The sequence below is a fragment of the Arthrobacter sp. ov407 genome, from assembly GCF_900102895.1.
GTDB lineage: Bacteria > Actinomycetota > Actinomycetes > Actinomycetales > Micrococcaceae > Arthrobacter.
Map to the genome: position 1 here is coordinate 198,522 of NZ_FNGD01000003.1, position 14,603 is coordinate 213,124.

General features: G+C 67.0%; 11 protein-coding genes. 6 read left to right on the forward strand and 5 right to left on the reverse strand.

The annotated features are described in order from the left end of the window. Positions 1 to 439: 439 nt before the first annotated feature. On the forward strand, positions 440 to 871 hold the full coding sequence (locus BLS42_RS05430; RefSeq protein ID WP_090577707.1) for a VOC family protein: 432 nt from the start codon (positions 440 to 442) through the stop codon (positions 869 to 871). Positions 872 to 1,073: 202 nt separating this feature from the next. On the opposite strand, the gene BLS42_RS05435 is transcribed toward BLS42_RS05430, so the two are convergent. Together BLS42_RS05435 and BLS42_RS05440 are read right to left on the reverse strand one after the other, a co-directional pair. Continuing rightward, a complete protein-coding gene (locus tag BLS42_RS05435) occupies positions 1,074 to 1,694 on the reverse strand; it encodes a GNAT family N-acetyltransferase (RefSeq protein WP_090577709.1) in 621 nt (206 codons plus the stop codon). Then, a complete protein-coding gene (locus tag BLS42_RS05440; protein ID WP_090577711.1) occupies positions 1,678 to 2,379 on the reverse strand; it encodes an IMPACT family protein in 702 nt (233 codons plus the stop codon). The genes BLS42_RS05435 and BLS42_RS05440 overlap by 17 nt, the downstream gene beginning before the upstream one ends. Before the next feature lie 22 nt (positions 2,380 to 2,401). Here BLS42_RS05440 and coaE point away from each other — a divergent pair, with 22 nt between their 5' ends. The 3 genes from coaE to BLS42_RS05455 all read left to right on the forward strand — a co-directional run bounded on the left by coaE (position 2,402) and on the right by BLS42_RS05455 (position 7,028). Then, positions 2,402 to 3,715, forward strand: a complete 1,314-nt coding sequence (gene coaE, locus BLS42_RS05445; protein ID WP_090577713.1) for a dephospho-CoA kinase — start codon at positions 2,402 to 2,404, stop codon at positions 3,713 to 3,715. A gap of 40 nt (positions 3,716 to 3,755) precedes the next feature. Then, positions 3,756 to 5,837, forward strand: a complete 2,082-nt coding sequence (uvrB, locus tag BLS42_RS05450; protein WP_090577715.1) for an excinuclease ABC subunit UvrB — start codon at positions 3,756 to 3,758, stop codon at positions 5,835 to 5,837. Positions 5,838 to 5,999: 162 nt separating this feature from the next. Then, the gene (locus tag BLS42_RS05455) at positions 6,000 to 7,028 is read left to right on the forward strand and encodes a TerC family protein (protein ID WP_090577716.1); all 1,029 of its coding nucleotides are present in this window, start codon (positions 6,000 to 6,002) and stop codon (positions 7,026 to 7,028) included. 144 nt (positions 7,029 to 7,172) lie between these two features. Here BLS42_RS05455 and BLS42_RS05460 read toward each other — a convergent pair whose 3' ends face one another. The 3 genes from BLS42_RS05460 to BLS42_RS05470 are packed head-to-tail and all read right to left on the reverse strand — an operon-like array spanning position 7,173 to position 11,695. Beyond that, a complete protein-coding gene (locus tag BLS42_RS05460) occupies positions 7,173 to 8,531 on the reverse strand; it encodes an alpha/beta fold hydrolase (protein ID WP_090577974.1) in 1,359 nt (452 codons plus the stop codon). A gap of 19 nt (positions 8,532 to 8,550) precedes the next feature. Beyond that, positions 8,551 to 9,099 carry a GNAT family N-acetyltransferase gene (locus tag BLS42_RS05465; protein ID WP_090577718.1) on the reverse strand — a complete coding sequence of 183 codons (549 nt, stop codon included), beginning with the start codon at positions 9,097 to 9,099 and terminating at the stop codon, positions 8,551 to 8,553. Between the two features lie 49 nt (positions 9,100 to 9,148). Next, positions 9,149 to 11,695 carry a DEAD/DEAH box helicase gene (locus BLS42_RS05470; RefSeq protein ID WP_090577720.1) on the reverse strand — a complete coding sequence of 849 codons (2,547 nt, stop codon included), beginning with the start codon at positions 11,693 to 11,695 and terminating at the stop codon, positions 9,149 to 9,151. Positions 11,696 to 11,838: 143 nt separating this feature from the next. Between BLS42_RS05470 and BLS42_RS05475 the strand changes: the two genes are divergently transcribed. Next, a complete protein-coding gene (locus tag BLS42_RS05475) occupies positions 11,839 to 12,618 on the forward strand; it encodes a trans-aconitate 2-methyltransferase (RefSeq protein ID WP_090577722.1) in 780 nt (259 codons plus the stop codon). A gap of 134 nt (positions 12,619 to 12,752) precedes the next feature. Then, positions 12,753 to 14,504, forward strand: a complete 1,752-nt coding sequence (locus BLS42_RS05480) for an ABC transporter ATP-binding protein (protein WP_176803219.1) — start codon at positions 12,753 to 12,755, stop codon at positions 14,502 to 14,504. Positions 14,505 to 14,603: the final 99 nt, after the last annotated feature.

Genomic DNA, 14,603 nt, shown 5'->3' on the forward strand with positions numbered 1-14,603 from the left:
CGTCCCTTCGGGGGCGGCCACCTTTACTTTGTGCGGATTCTTGCGTGAACATGCCCCGCGGCCGCCCGCACCACCGGACATGCCCATTTTTGGAGCCGTACCCCGCGGGACATGCCCATTTTTGGAGCCCACCCGTGGACATATGTGGATTGTGCCCAGTCCTGGCCCCGGGCGCGGGACATGTCCGGTGGTGGGAGGACCGCGGCGTACTCTGGGCGCCGGACATGCCCATTTTTGGAACCGTACCCCGCGGGACATGCCCATTGCTGGGCTGGGGCACTGGACTTGTAGGTACCAGGCGCTTCATGCTCTCGCTGACGGGCACGTGCATGGTCACTGAACCGTGGCAAGACGCGATGTTGGCTCCTTGACGGCAGTCCCGCCCTGAGCGCAGACTCGGCAGGTTGAGATATTCGCCGCCGACGACGAAGGGACTTCCATGGCAGATACTTCAGAAGCAGTTGAACCGCAGGACACAGTCAAGGCCACGGGTCCATGGCCGCGGGGCATCCATGCGGTCACCCTGTTTGTCGAAGACCTGGCCACGACGAAGGCTTTCTACGAGGCAGTCTTCGGGTTGCCGCTCATTTTCGAGGACGACGTTTCTGCAGTCTTCAAGTTCGAGAACACGTTGATCAACCTGCTCAGCGTCTCCGAAGCTTCTGAACTCATCCAGCCGGCCGCAGTGGCCAGCGCTGATTCCGGTGCCAGAATGCAGTTCACCATCGAAGTGGACGACGTCGACGCCATGTGTGCGGAGTTGTCCCGCCGCGGCGTTGAACTGCTCAACGGCCCAATAGACCGGCCGTGGGGTATTCGCACCGCCTGCTTCCGCGACCCGGCCGGACATATCTGGGAAATAGCCCACTAGAAATTGGCACAGACGGACCGTCTTTGGTTCGCTCGACCGAGGGCATGTCCATTGCTGGGTGCGCGGGATGGGCATAGAGGGAATGGGCCCAGTGCTCTCGGCGACCGGGGGCATGTCCAGTCTTCGTTCCGAATTTTGGGGTTGGCTGCGGGATGGCATGTCCAGTGGCGGGAGGCGAGCCCGGCCCCGGATGCGGGTGCAGTCAGGCCAGGGGGATCTCGCCTTTGACCGGCACCGTCTCCGTCTCCGAGGCAGCACCGGTCTCTAGTTCGGCGCCCGCGGATTTCAGCAATGCGAGGGCACCCACATTGCCGGCCGTCGTCTCGGCCACCAGGACGGTTGCCCCGGCCGACGCGGCCAGAGCCTTCACGAGTCGCAGTGCCTCGCGGCCCACGCCACGGCCGCGGAAGCTCCGGGCGAGCCAGATTCCGGTTTCCAGCGCCCCGCCGCCAACGCCGGCATCAGCATCGGCCCCGCCGCCACCTCTAGCAACAGCACCAGCCCCAACGCCGGCCCCGCCATCAACCGCCTCAACCGCCTCCGGTCCCGTCCGCCGCAGCCGGACGGACCCTGCCAGCTGCCCATCGCAGCTGATGGCCCAGCTCTTCTGACCCGCGGGGCCGTCCAGCCCGGCTGCGGAGGCGCGGTGGAATTCGCGGAACCAGCTGATCCGATCGGTGTTCCAGCCGGGGGTCGAGCCCAGCGGCGGCGTGACCTCGTCGGCGTCTGCGTCCCCGAGCGCAAGTTCCAGGAGCTCTTCGAGCACGCCCTCGCTGACGTCAAGCAGGGTGACGGCGGGCACGGGCTCAGCTGATGGGGACATCGATCCACTCCGTTTCTCCGGGCAACAGCGAGGCGCTGCCGGCTGACATGGCGGCCACGCGGTCCGCGGCCCGGGCTAGTTCTTCCGGGTTGTCCGGCAGCGCGAGCCTCAGGAGAGTAGTCTGCACCTCGTAACGGGTTTCGGCCATGACATACCCCGCGGCGCGCAGATCGTTCTCCAGCCGCCCGGCCACGGCGTGCTGCACTGGCACCGAGCAGATGCGCAGCCGGCGGCGCCGGACGAGAGGGGCGAGCTCCAGCGCCGCGGACACGGATTCGGAATAGGCGCGCACCAGGCCGCCGGCACCCAGGAGAATGCCGCCGAAGTAGCGCACCACGATCGCGGCGACGTCGCTGAGGTCGGCGACGCCGGGCGCGGTCTCCCGCTTCAGCAGCGCCTCCAGCATGGGGAGCCCCGCCGTGCCGGACGGCTCGCCGTCGTCGTTGGACCGCTGCACGTCCCGGTCGGGGCCGAGCACGAAGGCGACGCAGTGGTGCCGTGCGTCATGGAATTCCCGGCGCAGGCGGCCCAGGGCAGCCCGGGCGGCGTCCTCGTCCGCCGTTCGGGCCAGGACGGTGATGAACCGGGACCGCTTGACCTCGATTTCGTGGCGGAATTCGGACCCTGCGGCGAGGGTGGTGTAGACGGCCGTCCTGCTCTCCGGGGTTTCAGCCGCATCTGCCACCGGTTCAGTTTAGTCTGGAGAGGTGTTGAAGATCGGGTTGACTGGCGGGATCGCCTCGGGGAAGTCCATGGTTGCCGCGCGCCTGCACGAACTGGGAGCCGTGCGTGTCGACGCCGACGCGCTGGCCCGGGAGGTCGTGGAGCCAGGTACGCCCGGTCTGGCAAGGGTAGTCGAGTTATTTGGCGCTGCCATCCTGACGCCGGACGGCCGGCTGGACCGGGCCCGGCTGGGTGCCCTGGTCTTTGGTGATCCGGAGCGACTGGCGGTGCTCAACGGGATCATTCACCCCTTGGTGCGGGAGCGCGCCACAGCGATTGTGGCCGCCGCCCCGGCCGGCGCCGTCGTGGTCCAGGATATTCCGCTGCTGGTCGAAACCGGACAAGGGAAGAACTTCCATCTCGTGGTCGTGGTGGATGCCCCGGACGACGTCCGCGTCCAACGCATGGCCGAACACCGCAACATGAGCGTCGAGGAGGCGCACGCCCGGATGGGCGCCCAGGCGACCCGCGAGGACCGGCTGGCGGCGGCGGACGTCGTGCTTGAGAACTCGGGCAGCCCGGAAGAACTCCGGCGTGCCGTGGACGCGCTGTGGGAGGAGCGGCTGACGCCGTTCGCGCTGAACCTCAAGGAACAGAGGATTGCCCGGCGGGCGGGAGGGCCGGTCCTCGCTCCTGCCGATCCGGCTTGGGCGGCCCAGGCCGGCCGGTTGATTGCCAGGCTGCGGTCCGCGGTTCCGCAGGACGTCTTGGCCGTGGACCACATTGGGTCCACGGCCGTCCCAGGCCTTGACGCCAAGGATGTGATTGACCTCCAGCTGAGCGTCCGCGACCTCGACGCCGCGGACCGGGTGGCGCCGCTCCTGGCAGACGCGGGATTCCCGCGCTGGCCCGGCATCATTGCCGACAACCCCAAGCCCTCGCACCCGGACCCTGCCGACTGGGGCAAGCGGCTGCACGGCAACGCCGATCCGGGCCGGCCGGTGAATCTTCACATCCGCGCAGCCGGCGCGCCGGGCTGGCGGTACGCCCTGTGCTTCCGCGACTGGCTCCGTGCCGATGCCGAGGCCCGGGCGGACTATGTCGCCGAGAAGAAGCGGGTGGCCGGGCTGCACGAGACGGACAAGTCCACCGCCGGCTACGCGGCCGACAAGGAGGGCTGGTTCACCGACTACGCCGCGCCCCGGATGGAAGCGTGGGTGCTGCGCACGGGATGGCAGCCGCCGTCGTACTCGGACGACGGCGGGGCGGCCGACGGCGGTATCGGCACCGTCAGCGACCGCACGGGCGCCGCCCCAGGCGCCGCCGCCGCCGTCAGTCCAGGTACTGCCCAAAGCTGAATCAAGACATCCTGTCACAGCCCGGCGGTAGATTAGGTACATGAGTCTTGCCCAGGAAATCAACCGCGTCGTGGCCCCCTTCGAGGTCATCAGTGAGTTCAAGCCGGCGGGTGACCAGCCGGCCGCCATCGCCGAACTGACCGAGCGCATCAAGAACGGCGAAAAAGACGTCGTGCTGCTCGGCGCCACCGGTACCGGCAAGAGCGCGACGACGGCCTGGCTGATCGAGCAGGTCCAGCGCCCCACCCTGGTGATGGTGCAGAACAAAACCCTCGCAGCGCAGCTGGCCAACGAATTCCGCGAACTGCTGCCGAACAACGCGGTGGAGTACTTCGTCTCCTACTACGACTACTACCAGCCCGAGGCCTACGTCGCCCAGACGGACACCTTCATCGAGAAGGACTCCTCCGTCAACGAGGAAGTCGAACGGCTCCGGCACTCCGCCACCAACGCGCTGCTGACCCGCCGCGACGTGATTGTGGTGGCTACCGTCTCCTGCATCTATGGCCTGGGCACGCCGGAGGAATACATCGCCGGCATGGTGACCCTCCGCAGGGGAGCGGAGATGAACCGCGACGACCTTCTCCGGAAATTTGTCTCCATGCAGTACACCCGCAACGACATGGACTTCCACCGCGGCACGTTCCGGGTGCGCGGCGACACCGTGGAAATCATCCCGATGTACGAGGAGCTGGCCATCCGGATCGAGTTCTTCGGGGACGAGATCGAGAATATCCAGACCCTTCACCCGTTGACCGGCGAAGTGCTCCGGGACGAGACCGAAATGTACGTCTTCCCCGCCTCGCACTACGTCGCCGGTCCGGAACGGATGGGCAGGGCGATCAAGAGAATCGAAGACGAACTGGCCGAGCGTCTCGCGGTGCTGGAAAGCCAGAACAAGCTGGTCGAGGCCCAACGGCTCCGGATGCGCACCACCTATGACCTGGAAATGATGCAGCAGATGGGTTTCTGCAACGGCATCGAGAACTATTCCTCGCACATCGACGGCCGCGCCCGCGGGACCGCGCCGCACTGCCTCATCGATTACTTCCCGGACGACTTCCTCCTGGTGATCGATGAATCCCACGTCACCGTCCCGCAGATCGGCGCCATGTACGAAGGCGACATGTCCCGCAAGCGGAACCTCGTAGACCACGGCTTCAGGCTGCCCTCGGCGATGGACAACCGCCCGCTCAAGTGGGACGAGTTCCAGGACCGTGTGGGGCAGGCCGTCTATCTGTCCGCCACGCCGGGCAAGTACGAGCTCGGCAAGTCCGACGGCTTCGTCCAGCAAATCATCCGCCCCACCGGCCTGATCGACCCCGAGGTGGTCGTCAAGCCCACGAAGGGGCAGATCGATGACCTGCTGGGCGAAATCCGGACCCGCACGGCGAAGAACGAACGAGTCCTGGTCACCACCTTGACCAAGCGGATGGCCGAGGACCTCACGGACTACCTGCTGGGCCATGGCGTGAAGGTGGAATACCTGCACTCCGATGTCGACACCCTGCGCCGCGTCGAGCTCCTGCGCGAACTGCGGATGGGTGTCTTCGATGTCTTGGTCGGCATCAACCTGCTCCGCGAGGGCCTCGACCTCCCCGAGGTGTCGCTGGTCAGCATCCTGGACGCGGACAAGGAAGGCTTCCTGCGCTCCTCGACGTCCCTGATCCAGACCATCGGGCGTGCCGCCCGCAACGTGTCCGGCCAGGTGCACATGTACGCGGACCGGATCACCGACTCGATGGCCCACGCCATCGACGAGACGAACCGGCGCCGCGCCATCCAGGTTGCCTACAACACGGAGAAGGGGATCGATCCCCAGCCGCTCCGGAAGAAGATCGCGGACATCACCGACCAGCTGGCCAAGGAAGACGCCGACACTCGCGAACTTTTGGCCGCGGCCGGCAAGAACCGCGGCAAAGGCAAGGGCGGCGCGCACATCCGCGCGGACGGGCTCGCGGCCGCGCCGGCAGAGGACCTCGTTGGCCTGATCGAACAGCTCACCGAACAGATGCACGCCGCGGCCGGGGAGCTGCAGTTCGAGCTCGCCGCCCGGCTCCGCGACGAGGTGGGGGAATTGAAGAAGGAGCTGCGGCAAATGCAATCCGCGGGGCACGCCTAGGGTAAACTCGGACCAACGTAGGGGAGTATCCCAAGCGCTACGATCGTCAACACGCACGGCTACGATGCCGCGCCGGGCGTAGCGGGCAGCCAGGTAGCGTCATGCGCCAGCGGTCGGAGAGACTTACACCGCTGAGCTGTACCCTACGAAAGGTATCTGCCCGTGCCCGTGCTTCCCCTATGGTTCGAGATCGGCTCGTTTGTCGTTCTCGGCGTCATCCTTGCCATCGACTTGCTGATGGTCCTCAAACGCCCGCATGAGCCCTCCATGAAAGAAGCCGGGCTGTGGGTTGCGTTCTACGTGGCCCTGGCCCTGGTCTTCGCCGGCGCCATGTTCGCCTTCACCGGCCCGGAATTCGGCGGCCAGTTCATCGCCGGCTGGGTGACGGAATACAGCCTGAGCATCGACAATCTGTTCGTCTTCATCATCATCATGGCGCGCTTCTCGGTACCGAGAAAGTACCAGCAGGAAGTGCTCATGGTGGGCATCATCATCGCCCTCATCCTCCGCGGGATCTTCATCATGCTCGGCGCGATCGTGATCGAGCAGTTCAGCTGGGTCTTCTACATCTTCGGCGCCTTCCTGCTCTGGACCGCCTGGAAGCAGGCCCAGGACGAGGGCGAGGACGAGGAAGACAAGGAAAACCCGTTGATCGCGCGGATCCGCAGCGTCCTGCCGATGTCCGAGAAATTCGACGGCGGCAAGCTCCGCACCGTTGTCGACGGCAAGAAGGTGTTCACCCCGATGCTGATCGTCTTTGTGACCATCGGCATGACGGACCTGCTCTTCGCCGTCGACTCCATTCCGGCCATCTTCGGCCTCACCCAGAGCGCCTTCATCGTCTTCACCGCGAACATCTTCGCCCTGATGGGGCTGCGCCAGCTGTATTTCCTGCTCGGCGGCCTCATGAACCGGCTCATTTACCTCAAGCACGCCCTGTCCGTGATCCTGGCCTTCATCGGCGTCAAGCTGGTCCTGCACGCCATGCACGTCAACGAGCTGCCCTTCATCAACGGCGGCCAGCACATTGAATGGGCGCCTGAGATCCCCACGTACGTCTCTCTCGGGGTGATCATCGGCACCATCGTCATTGCGGTGATCGCCAGCCTGATGAGCTCCAAGGCGTCCAAGTCGAAGCTGGACGCCCGGCTGGAAGAGGACTCCCGCAAGAGCCTGAGCGACGTCGACTAGCACAGCACTGCCGGGTGCCCGGCAGCGCATAACAGTGCGGCGCTGGACCCTTACGGGTCCAGCGCCGCACTGTTTGGGCCGGCCGCCCCCAGCTGAGCCCGTGCCGTCAGTTGAGCCTGCGCCGTCAGTTGAGCCAATGCCGGGTCAGCGGCGGGCGGAACGGGCCATTCCCAGCAGGCGCCCGAAGATCGCCTCGCCGTCGTCCGCGATGCCGTCGTGGTGGAACTCGTCGGACTCCCACACCTGCAGGCCACGGACGGCGGCCGCTGTTTCCAGGGAGAGCTCACGGTCCACGTAGATGTCGTCCGTGTAGACGGCCGCGGCGATGGGCACGGAGTTCAGTGCCAGCCTCTCCGGATCGTAGAGCGGCGCCCAGTCGTCCTTTTCGGCGAGGAGCCCGGCAACGTCCTGCAGCGGGCGCAGAGCCGGGTCCTGCTCGAAGTACCAGGGGTACACCATTTCCCCGGTCAGGAGTGGTTCGCCGGCGTCGGGGCGGAACTCGGGGAAGTCCTCCAGCAAGCGCCAGGCGGCCCAGTTGGTGGCCCGGTCCTGGCCGTAAATGGACTCGTGCATCAGGGCGTACAAGGGGTTGGCGGCCCGGGAAACGATTCCATGGACCTGTTCCAGGAAGGCGTCCGAGAGGCGGTCGCAATCGGGTGTGGCCACGAAGGCGTCCTCGAGCAGGTGGTGCAGCGCGTCCACCCGGGTATTGCCGCCCAGGAACGAGCCGACCATCTGGAACCGTTCCACGGTGAGCCGGCCGCCGTCGGGCAGGAACTCCTTCGTGTCCCGCAGGTGCCCGGCGATCCGGGTGATGGCGGCCCGGTCCTCGGGGTACCACTGAAAGTATTCGGCGTTCCGGGCCGCGACCCGCTGAAAAGTCGCCCGGTACACACGGTCCGCGGAGCCGTCCAGCGGGGCCAGACCGCCCGTCACCAGCACCTCGTGCAGCCCCTCGGGGGCGAAGGACAGGTAGCTCAGCGCGCAGAACCCGCCGTAGCTCTGGCCGTAGATGGTCCAGGGGTCGGAGCCCAGGGCCGCCCTGATGGCCTCGGCGTCGGCGACGATCGAGTCGGCGCGGAAGTGCGTCAGGAAGCGGGCCTGTTCGACGTCCGTGCCGCGCAGCGGCAGCGTATTGCGGTCCACGGCCGAGGACAGGCCGGTGCCGCGCTGGTCCAGCATGAGGATCCGGAAGTCCCTCCCGGCGGCCTTGCTCCAGCCGGCCAGGGACGGGAACCGGTTGCCGCGCCCGCCGGGACCGCCCTGCAGGAAGAGCAGCCAGGGAAGCTCGGCGGCGTCTTCTTCGCTGTGCTCCGTGGACACGTACTCGCGGGCGAACACCGTGATGGTCTCGCCGCGCCGCCCCGCCTCGCTGAAGTGGTCCAATGGGACCTGGAAATAGTGTTCAGCGGTCCGCATCCCGCGGTAGGTGTGGCGTGCCCGGACGCTGTGCCGGACTTTGCGCCGGTCGCTGGATGCAGTCTCCAGGAGGGAGGCTCCCATGAGCCCCGTCAGCGGAAGGTCAGCCACGGGTGGCCACCTCGCGGGAGTCGGCACGGGAACCGTCGACGGAGTCCGCACCGGAAGCTGGGCCGGGGGCGCCGAACGCTGCCAGCGCCGCTCCGGCGAGGCGGAAGGTGGACCATTCCTCCATCGGCGCGGCGCCAAGCTTCTTGTAGAAGTTGATGGAGGGCTCGTTCCAGTCCAGGACACTCCATTCGACGCGCGCGTAGCCGCGGTCGACGGCGGTCGCTGCCAGGTGCTGCAGGAGTGCTTTGCCGTGGCCCTCGCCGCGGGCCTCCGGCCGGACGTAGAGGTCTTCCAGGTAGATGCCGTGGACGCCTTCCCACGTGGAGTAGTTCAGGAACCAGAGGGCGAAGCCCCGCACCTCGCCGGCCGCATTCTCCGCCATGGAGGCGAAGACCCTCGGATTCTCGCCGAAGAGGACCTCGGTGAGCATCTCGGGGGTGTTCCGGACGGCGTCCGGTTCCTTCTCGTAGAGGGCGAGGTCGTGGATCATCTGCAGGATGGCAGGGACGTCGAGAGGCGTGGCAGGCCGGATTACACTCATTATTCGAGTTTACCCGCGGCGCGTACCGTCCCCGGGCCGGCGCCCGCCCTTAGAGCCGGTTGACATCCGTGACGCGGACGACGGCGGTCCCGGACTCGTCCGAGGCCGCCAGATCGACCTCGGCGGAGATGCCCCAGTCGTGGTGGCGGGCCGGGTCATCAAAGATCTGCCGGACCTTCCACACGCCGGGTTCCTCGGTGATGATCAGCAGCCCGGGGCCGCGGGCGTCCGGTCCGGTGCCGATGTCGTTGTGTTCGTCGAAGTAGTCATCCAGGGCATCCTCCCAGCGCTCCGCGTCCCAGCCAGAACCGGCGTCGAGCTCGCCCAAGGTGGCGGCGGCCTCATCGGCGAACAACTCCACGCGGCGGAACATCTCGTTGCGCACCATCACCCGGAAGGCCCGGATGTTGGAGGTCAGCGACGGCGGCGGGGGCGGGGGCGCGTCGTGCGGTGTGGGCGCCGCGCCGGACGTTAGTTCTTCCCATTCGTCGAGCAGGCTGGAGTCCACCTGGCGGACCAGTTCGCCCAGCCAGGCAATGAGGTCCTCGAGGTCCTCCCGGAGGGCGTCCTGCGGGACGGTCTGGCGGAGCGCCTTGAAACCGTCGGCGAGGTAGCGCAGCACGATCCCCTCCGAACGGGCGAGCCCGTAGAACTGGACGAATTCGCCGAAGTTCATGGCGCGCTCGTACATGTCCCGGACCACCGACTTGGGCGCGAGCTCGAAGTCGCCGACCCAGGGCGCGGCCTTGCGGTAGACATCGAAGGCCTCGCCGAGGATCTCCGCGAGCGGCTGCGGGTAGGTGACCTCCTCGAGCATCGCCATCCTCTGGTCGTACTCGATGCCGTCGGCCTTCATTGCCGCGATGGCTTCGCCGCGTGCCTTCTTCTGCTGTGCCGACAGGATCTGGCGCGGCTTCTCCAGGGTCGCTTCGATCACGGACACCACATCCAGGGCGTACGACGGCGACTCCGGGTCCAGCAGCTCCAGCGCGGCGAGGGCGAACGGAGACAAGGGCTGGTTGAGGGCAAAGTTGGCCTGCAGGTGGACCGTGAGGCGGACCGTGCGGCCGTCTGCACCCTGCTCTTCCGGCGGGATCCGCTCCACGACGCCGGCAGCGAGCAGCTCGCGGTAGATTCCCAGGGCCTTTTTCATGAGCCTCAGCTGGGCCGGACGGGTCTCGTGGTTCTCGGTGAGCAGGCGGCGGGCGGCCTGGAACGGGTCGCCGGGGCGTTCCATGAGGTTCATCAGCATCGCGTGCGTCACGGTGAAACTCGACGTGAGCGGATCCGGAACAGACTCGACCAGCCGCTTGTACGTGGGTTCACCCCAGGACACGAAACCCTCCGGGGGCTTCTTCTTGACCACCTGGCGCAGCTTCTTCTGGTCGTCGCCGAACTTGGCCGTGGCCTTGGCCATCGCCTTCACGTTTTCCGTCACGTGTTCCGGGGCCTGGACCACCACGGTTCCGGCCGTGTCATACCCGGCGCGTCCGGCGCGCCCGGCGATCTGGTGGAATTCGCGGGAGTTCAGCAGCCGGGTGCGGACGCCGTCGTACTTGCTCAGGGCCGTGAGCAGCACAGTGCGGATGGGCACGTTGATGCCCACCCCGAGGGTGTCCGTGCCGCAGATGACCTTCAGCAGCCCGGCCTGGGCAAGCTGTTCGACCAGCCGGCGGTACTTCGGCAACATGCCGGCGTGGTGGACGCCGATGCCGTGCCGGACCAGCCGGTTGAGGGTCTTGCCGAAGCCCGCGGCGAAGCGGAACCCGGCAATGAGCTCGGCAATCTTGTCTTTTTCCTCGCGGGTGCAGACGTTGATGCTCATCAGGTTCTGGGCCCGGTCGATCGCTTCGACCTGGCTGAAGTGGACCACGTAGACCGGGACCTGCTTGGTGGCGAGCAGCTCCTCAAGTGTCTCGTGGACCGGGGTCTGCTCGTAGTAGTAGTGCAGCGGAATGGGACGTTCTGCGGAGCTGACGGTCGTCGTGGCGCGGCCCGTCAGTTCGCGGAGGCCGTCCTCGAAACGGCTGACATCGCCGAGAGTCGCTGACATCAGCAGGAACTGCGCCTGGGGCAGTTCCAGCAGCGGCACCTGCCACGCCCAGCCGCGCTGCGGGTCCGAGTAGAAGTGGAACTCGTCCATGATGACGGCGCCGAGCTGGGCCGCCGAACCTTCGCGCAGCGCGATGTTGGCCAGGATTTCGGCGGTGCAGCAAATGATCGGGGCGTCCTGGTTGACGCCGGAGTCGCCGGTGATCATGCCGACGTTGTCGGCACCGAAGATCTCGCAGAGGGCGAAGAACTTTTCCGAGACGAGGGCCTTGATCGGGGCGGTGTAGTAGCTGCGCTGGCCGCGGGCCATGGCCTGGAAGTGCGCGGCGATGGCCACAAGGGATTTCCCGGATCCGGTCGGCGTGGCCAGGATGACGTTGGAGCCGGCGGCCAGCTCCATGATGGCCTCGTCCTGGGCGGTGTAGAGGGCAAGGCCGCGGGTCTCGGTCCACTCGACGAACCGGGTGTAGAGCTCGTCCGGGTCCAGGCCCGTCCTGCCGGGGACTCGGGCGGCCGGGGCGGGGAGCTGATCAACGAGTTTCATTGCTGTCCAGCTTAGTGCCAGCGCTGGGCCCGCGGCACCGGCGGGAGCCTGCGCCGCACACAGCGGATGAGTGCCTCCTTGGCTGGCCTACGGGGCGGGGCTAGGCTTCCGTTAGGACTACATTGCCGGGAACTGGAGGTGCCATGAAGTGGGATCCCGAGAAATATGTGCAGTTCGGGGATTACCGGGACAGGCCATTCTTTGACCTGACGGGGCGGATTCATGCCGAAGCCCCGCGGCACGTGGTGGACCTCGGCTGCGGTCCCGGCAACCTGACCGCGACGCTCGCGGACCGGTGGCCCGGCGCCCAGGTGGTGGGCCTGGATTCTTCGCCGGAAATGCTGGCCACCTCAAAGGACCACGCAGCCGCGACGGCCAATCTTTCCTACGAGCTGGCCGACATCGCGCACTGGCTGCCGTCCGGAGACACGGACGTGGTGGTCACCAACGCCGCCCTGCAGTGGGTGCCCGGCCACCGAAAACTGTTGCCTGCGTGGCTCGATGCCCTCAAGCCGGGCGCCTGGTTCGCGCTGCAGGTGCCGGGGAACTTCAACGCCCCTTCCCACACCCTGATGCGGGAACTGGCCGAGTCGCCGGCCTGGGCGGGCCGGCTCGCCGGGGTCCTGCGCCACGAGGACGTGGTGGGGGAGGCAGCGGAATACCTGGAGATCATGCTCGACGCCGGTTGCGCCGCTGACGCCTGGGAAACCACGTACCTTCAGCTGCTTCCTGGCGCCCACCCCGTTTTGGAATGGGTCCGTGGCACTGGCCTCAGGCCGGTCCTCGCGGCCCTCCCGGAGGACGAGGCCAGGGAGTTCGAGGCCGAATATTCGGCGCGGCTGGACGACGCGTATCCCGCGGGCCGGCACGGGACCATCTTCCCGTTCCGCCGCACGTTCGCGGTGGCGCAAAAAACCGGGTGAGCGGCGTATCTGCCGGTTGACACGAAGCACTCCGGAATGGGGCTTACAATGACGTGGCGGCATGGGGGCAGCCGTCAGGCTGATGCCATTCCGGGCCCTGGGCTAGTAATGGAGGTTCGGTGCTTATAGGCCTGATGGCGCGGCTGCTGTCCGCGCATAAGGGGAGCGTGGTGGCCATTGTTGTGCTGCAGCTCGTCCAAGCCACTGCCAACCTGCTCCTGCCCACCCTGAACGCCGCGATCATCGACGACGGCATCATCGCCGGGGACAAAGGGGAAATCCTCCATCTCGGCGGCTGGATGGCCGGAATCGCCGCCGTTCAGGTCATCACGGCCATCGCGGCCGGATACCTGGGCGCCGTCGTCGCCATGGAGATCGGCGGCCAGCTGCGGCAGGAACTTTTCGCGAAGGTGCAGTCCTTCTCCTCCCAGGAGGTCGGCGTTTTCGGTGCCCCCAGCCTCGTCACCCGGGCCACCAACGACGTCGCCCAGATCCAAAACCTCGCCATCCTGGTTTTCGTGATGCTGATTGCCGCACCAGCGATTTTCATCGGCGGCATCGTGCTGGCCGTGCACCAGGACGTTGTGCTGTCCTGGATCGTGGTCGTGGTGATCCCGGTCCTCACGGTGATCATGACCGTGATCGTGCGCCGCCTGATTCCCCTGTACCGCCAGGGCCAGGGGCTCCTCGACCGGATCGGCCGGGTGCTGCGTGAGCAGATCATCGGCGCGAATGTCATCCGCGGCTTCGTCCGGCAGGATCACGAAATCCGCCGCTTCGATGAAGCCAACAAGGAACTCACCCGGAACAACCTGCAGTCCGCCCTCCTGGTCGCCGCGATGATGCCGATGATCATGTTCGTGGTCAACCTGTCGTCCGTGTTCGTAGTGTGGTTTGGCGGCCACCGGATCGACGCCGGCGAAATGCGGCTGGGGGCGCTGACGGCGTTCATCGCCTACATCCTGCAGATCCTGATTGCCATCATGATGGCGATGTACGTGTTCATGACCGCCCCTAGGGCGGCGGCGTGCGCGGAACGGATCCGGGAGGTGCTGGACACGGAACCGGCCATCGCGGATCCGGCCACTCCCGTCGGCACCGTCCCTGCCGGCCCTGTCCATGCCGGCAAGCCGGTGCCCTCCGGCAGCACTGTCGAATTCCGGAACGTGTCCTTCGCCTATCCCGGCGCCGAAGCGCCAGTGCTGGACGGCGTCTCGTTCACCGCGAGGACCGGGACCACGACGGCGATCATCGGCGCGACGGGCAGCGGCAAGACGACGCTCCTGAACCTGCTTCCCCGCTTCCTCGACGCGACCGCGGGCGGGATCAGCATCGGCGGGCACAACGTGCGGGCCATGCCGCTGGAGGACCTGCGGGACCTCATCGCACTGGTCCCGCAGCAGTCCTACCTCTTCACGGGCACGGTCGCGGAGAACCTCCGGGTCGGTTCGCCCGCCGCGGCCGGGCCCGAATTGTGGCAGGCGCTCGAGGCCGCCCAGGCCGCCGACTTTGTCCGTGCCCTGCCGCTGGGACTCGAAGCGCCCGTGAGCCAGGGCGGCACCAACTTCTCCGGCGGCGAACGGCAACGCCTGTGCATCGCGCGGGCACTGCTCAAGAATGCCCCCGTCTATCTGTTCGACGACAGTTTCTCGGCGCTGGACTACGGGACCGACGTCAGGCTCCGCGCGGCCATCGAGCCCCTGTTGCGCTCGGCGACCGTGCTGATCGTGGCCGAACGGGTGTCGACAATCGTGGACGCCGGGCTGATCCTCGTACTGGAGGACGGCCACGTCGTCGCGCAGGGTACGCACAGCGAACTCATGGAGTCCTCGCCCAGCTACCAGGAAATTGCCGATTCCCAGCTGGTGCTGGAGGAAACCCCGTGAGCCGCGAGCGGGCACACCGCGCCGGGACCACTGCGGGGCCCGGCGTCCCGGAACGCATCAAGTGGCAGACTGCCGCCCGGCTGCTGAGCCTGCTCCTGC

Excerpts from the sequence above, each read along its gene's own strand:
- BLS42_RS05430 (WP_090577707.1), top strand. The coding sequence starts at position 440 with ATGGCAGATACTTCAGAAGCAGTTGAACCGCAGGACACAGTCAAGGCC.
- BLS42_RS05435 (WP_090577709.1), bottom strand. The coding sequence starts at position 1,694 with ATGTCCCCATCAGCTGAGCCCGTGCCCGCCGTCACCCTGCTTGACGTC.
- uvrB (WP_090577715.1), top strand. The coding sequence starts at position 3,756 with ATGAGTCTTGCCCAGGAAATCAACCGCGTCGTGGCCCCCTTCGAGGTC.
- BLS42_RS05460 (WP_090577974.1), bottom strand. The coding sequence starts at position 8,531 with ATGGGAGCCTCCCTCCTGGAGACTGCATCCAGCGACCGGCGCAAAGTC.
- BLS42_RS05465 (WP_090577718.1), bottom strand. The coding sequence starts at position 9,099 with ATGAGTGTAATCCGGCCTGCCACGCCTCTCGACGTCCCTGCCATCCTG.
- BLS42_RS05470 (WP_090577720.1), bottom strand. The coding sequence starts at position 11,695 with ATGAAACTCGTTGATCAGCTCCCCGCCCCGGCCGCCCGAGTCCCCGGC.
- BLS42_RS05475 (WP_090577722.1), top strand. The coding sequence starts at position 11,839 with ATGAAGTGGGATCCCGAGAAATATGTGCAGTTCGGGGATTACCGGGAC.
- BLS42_RS05480 (WP_176803219.1), top strand. The coding sequence starts at position 12,753 with ATGGCGCGGCTGCTGTCCGCGCATAAGGGGAGCGTGGTGGCCATTGTT.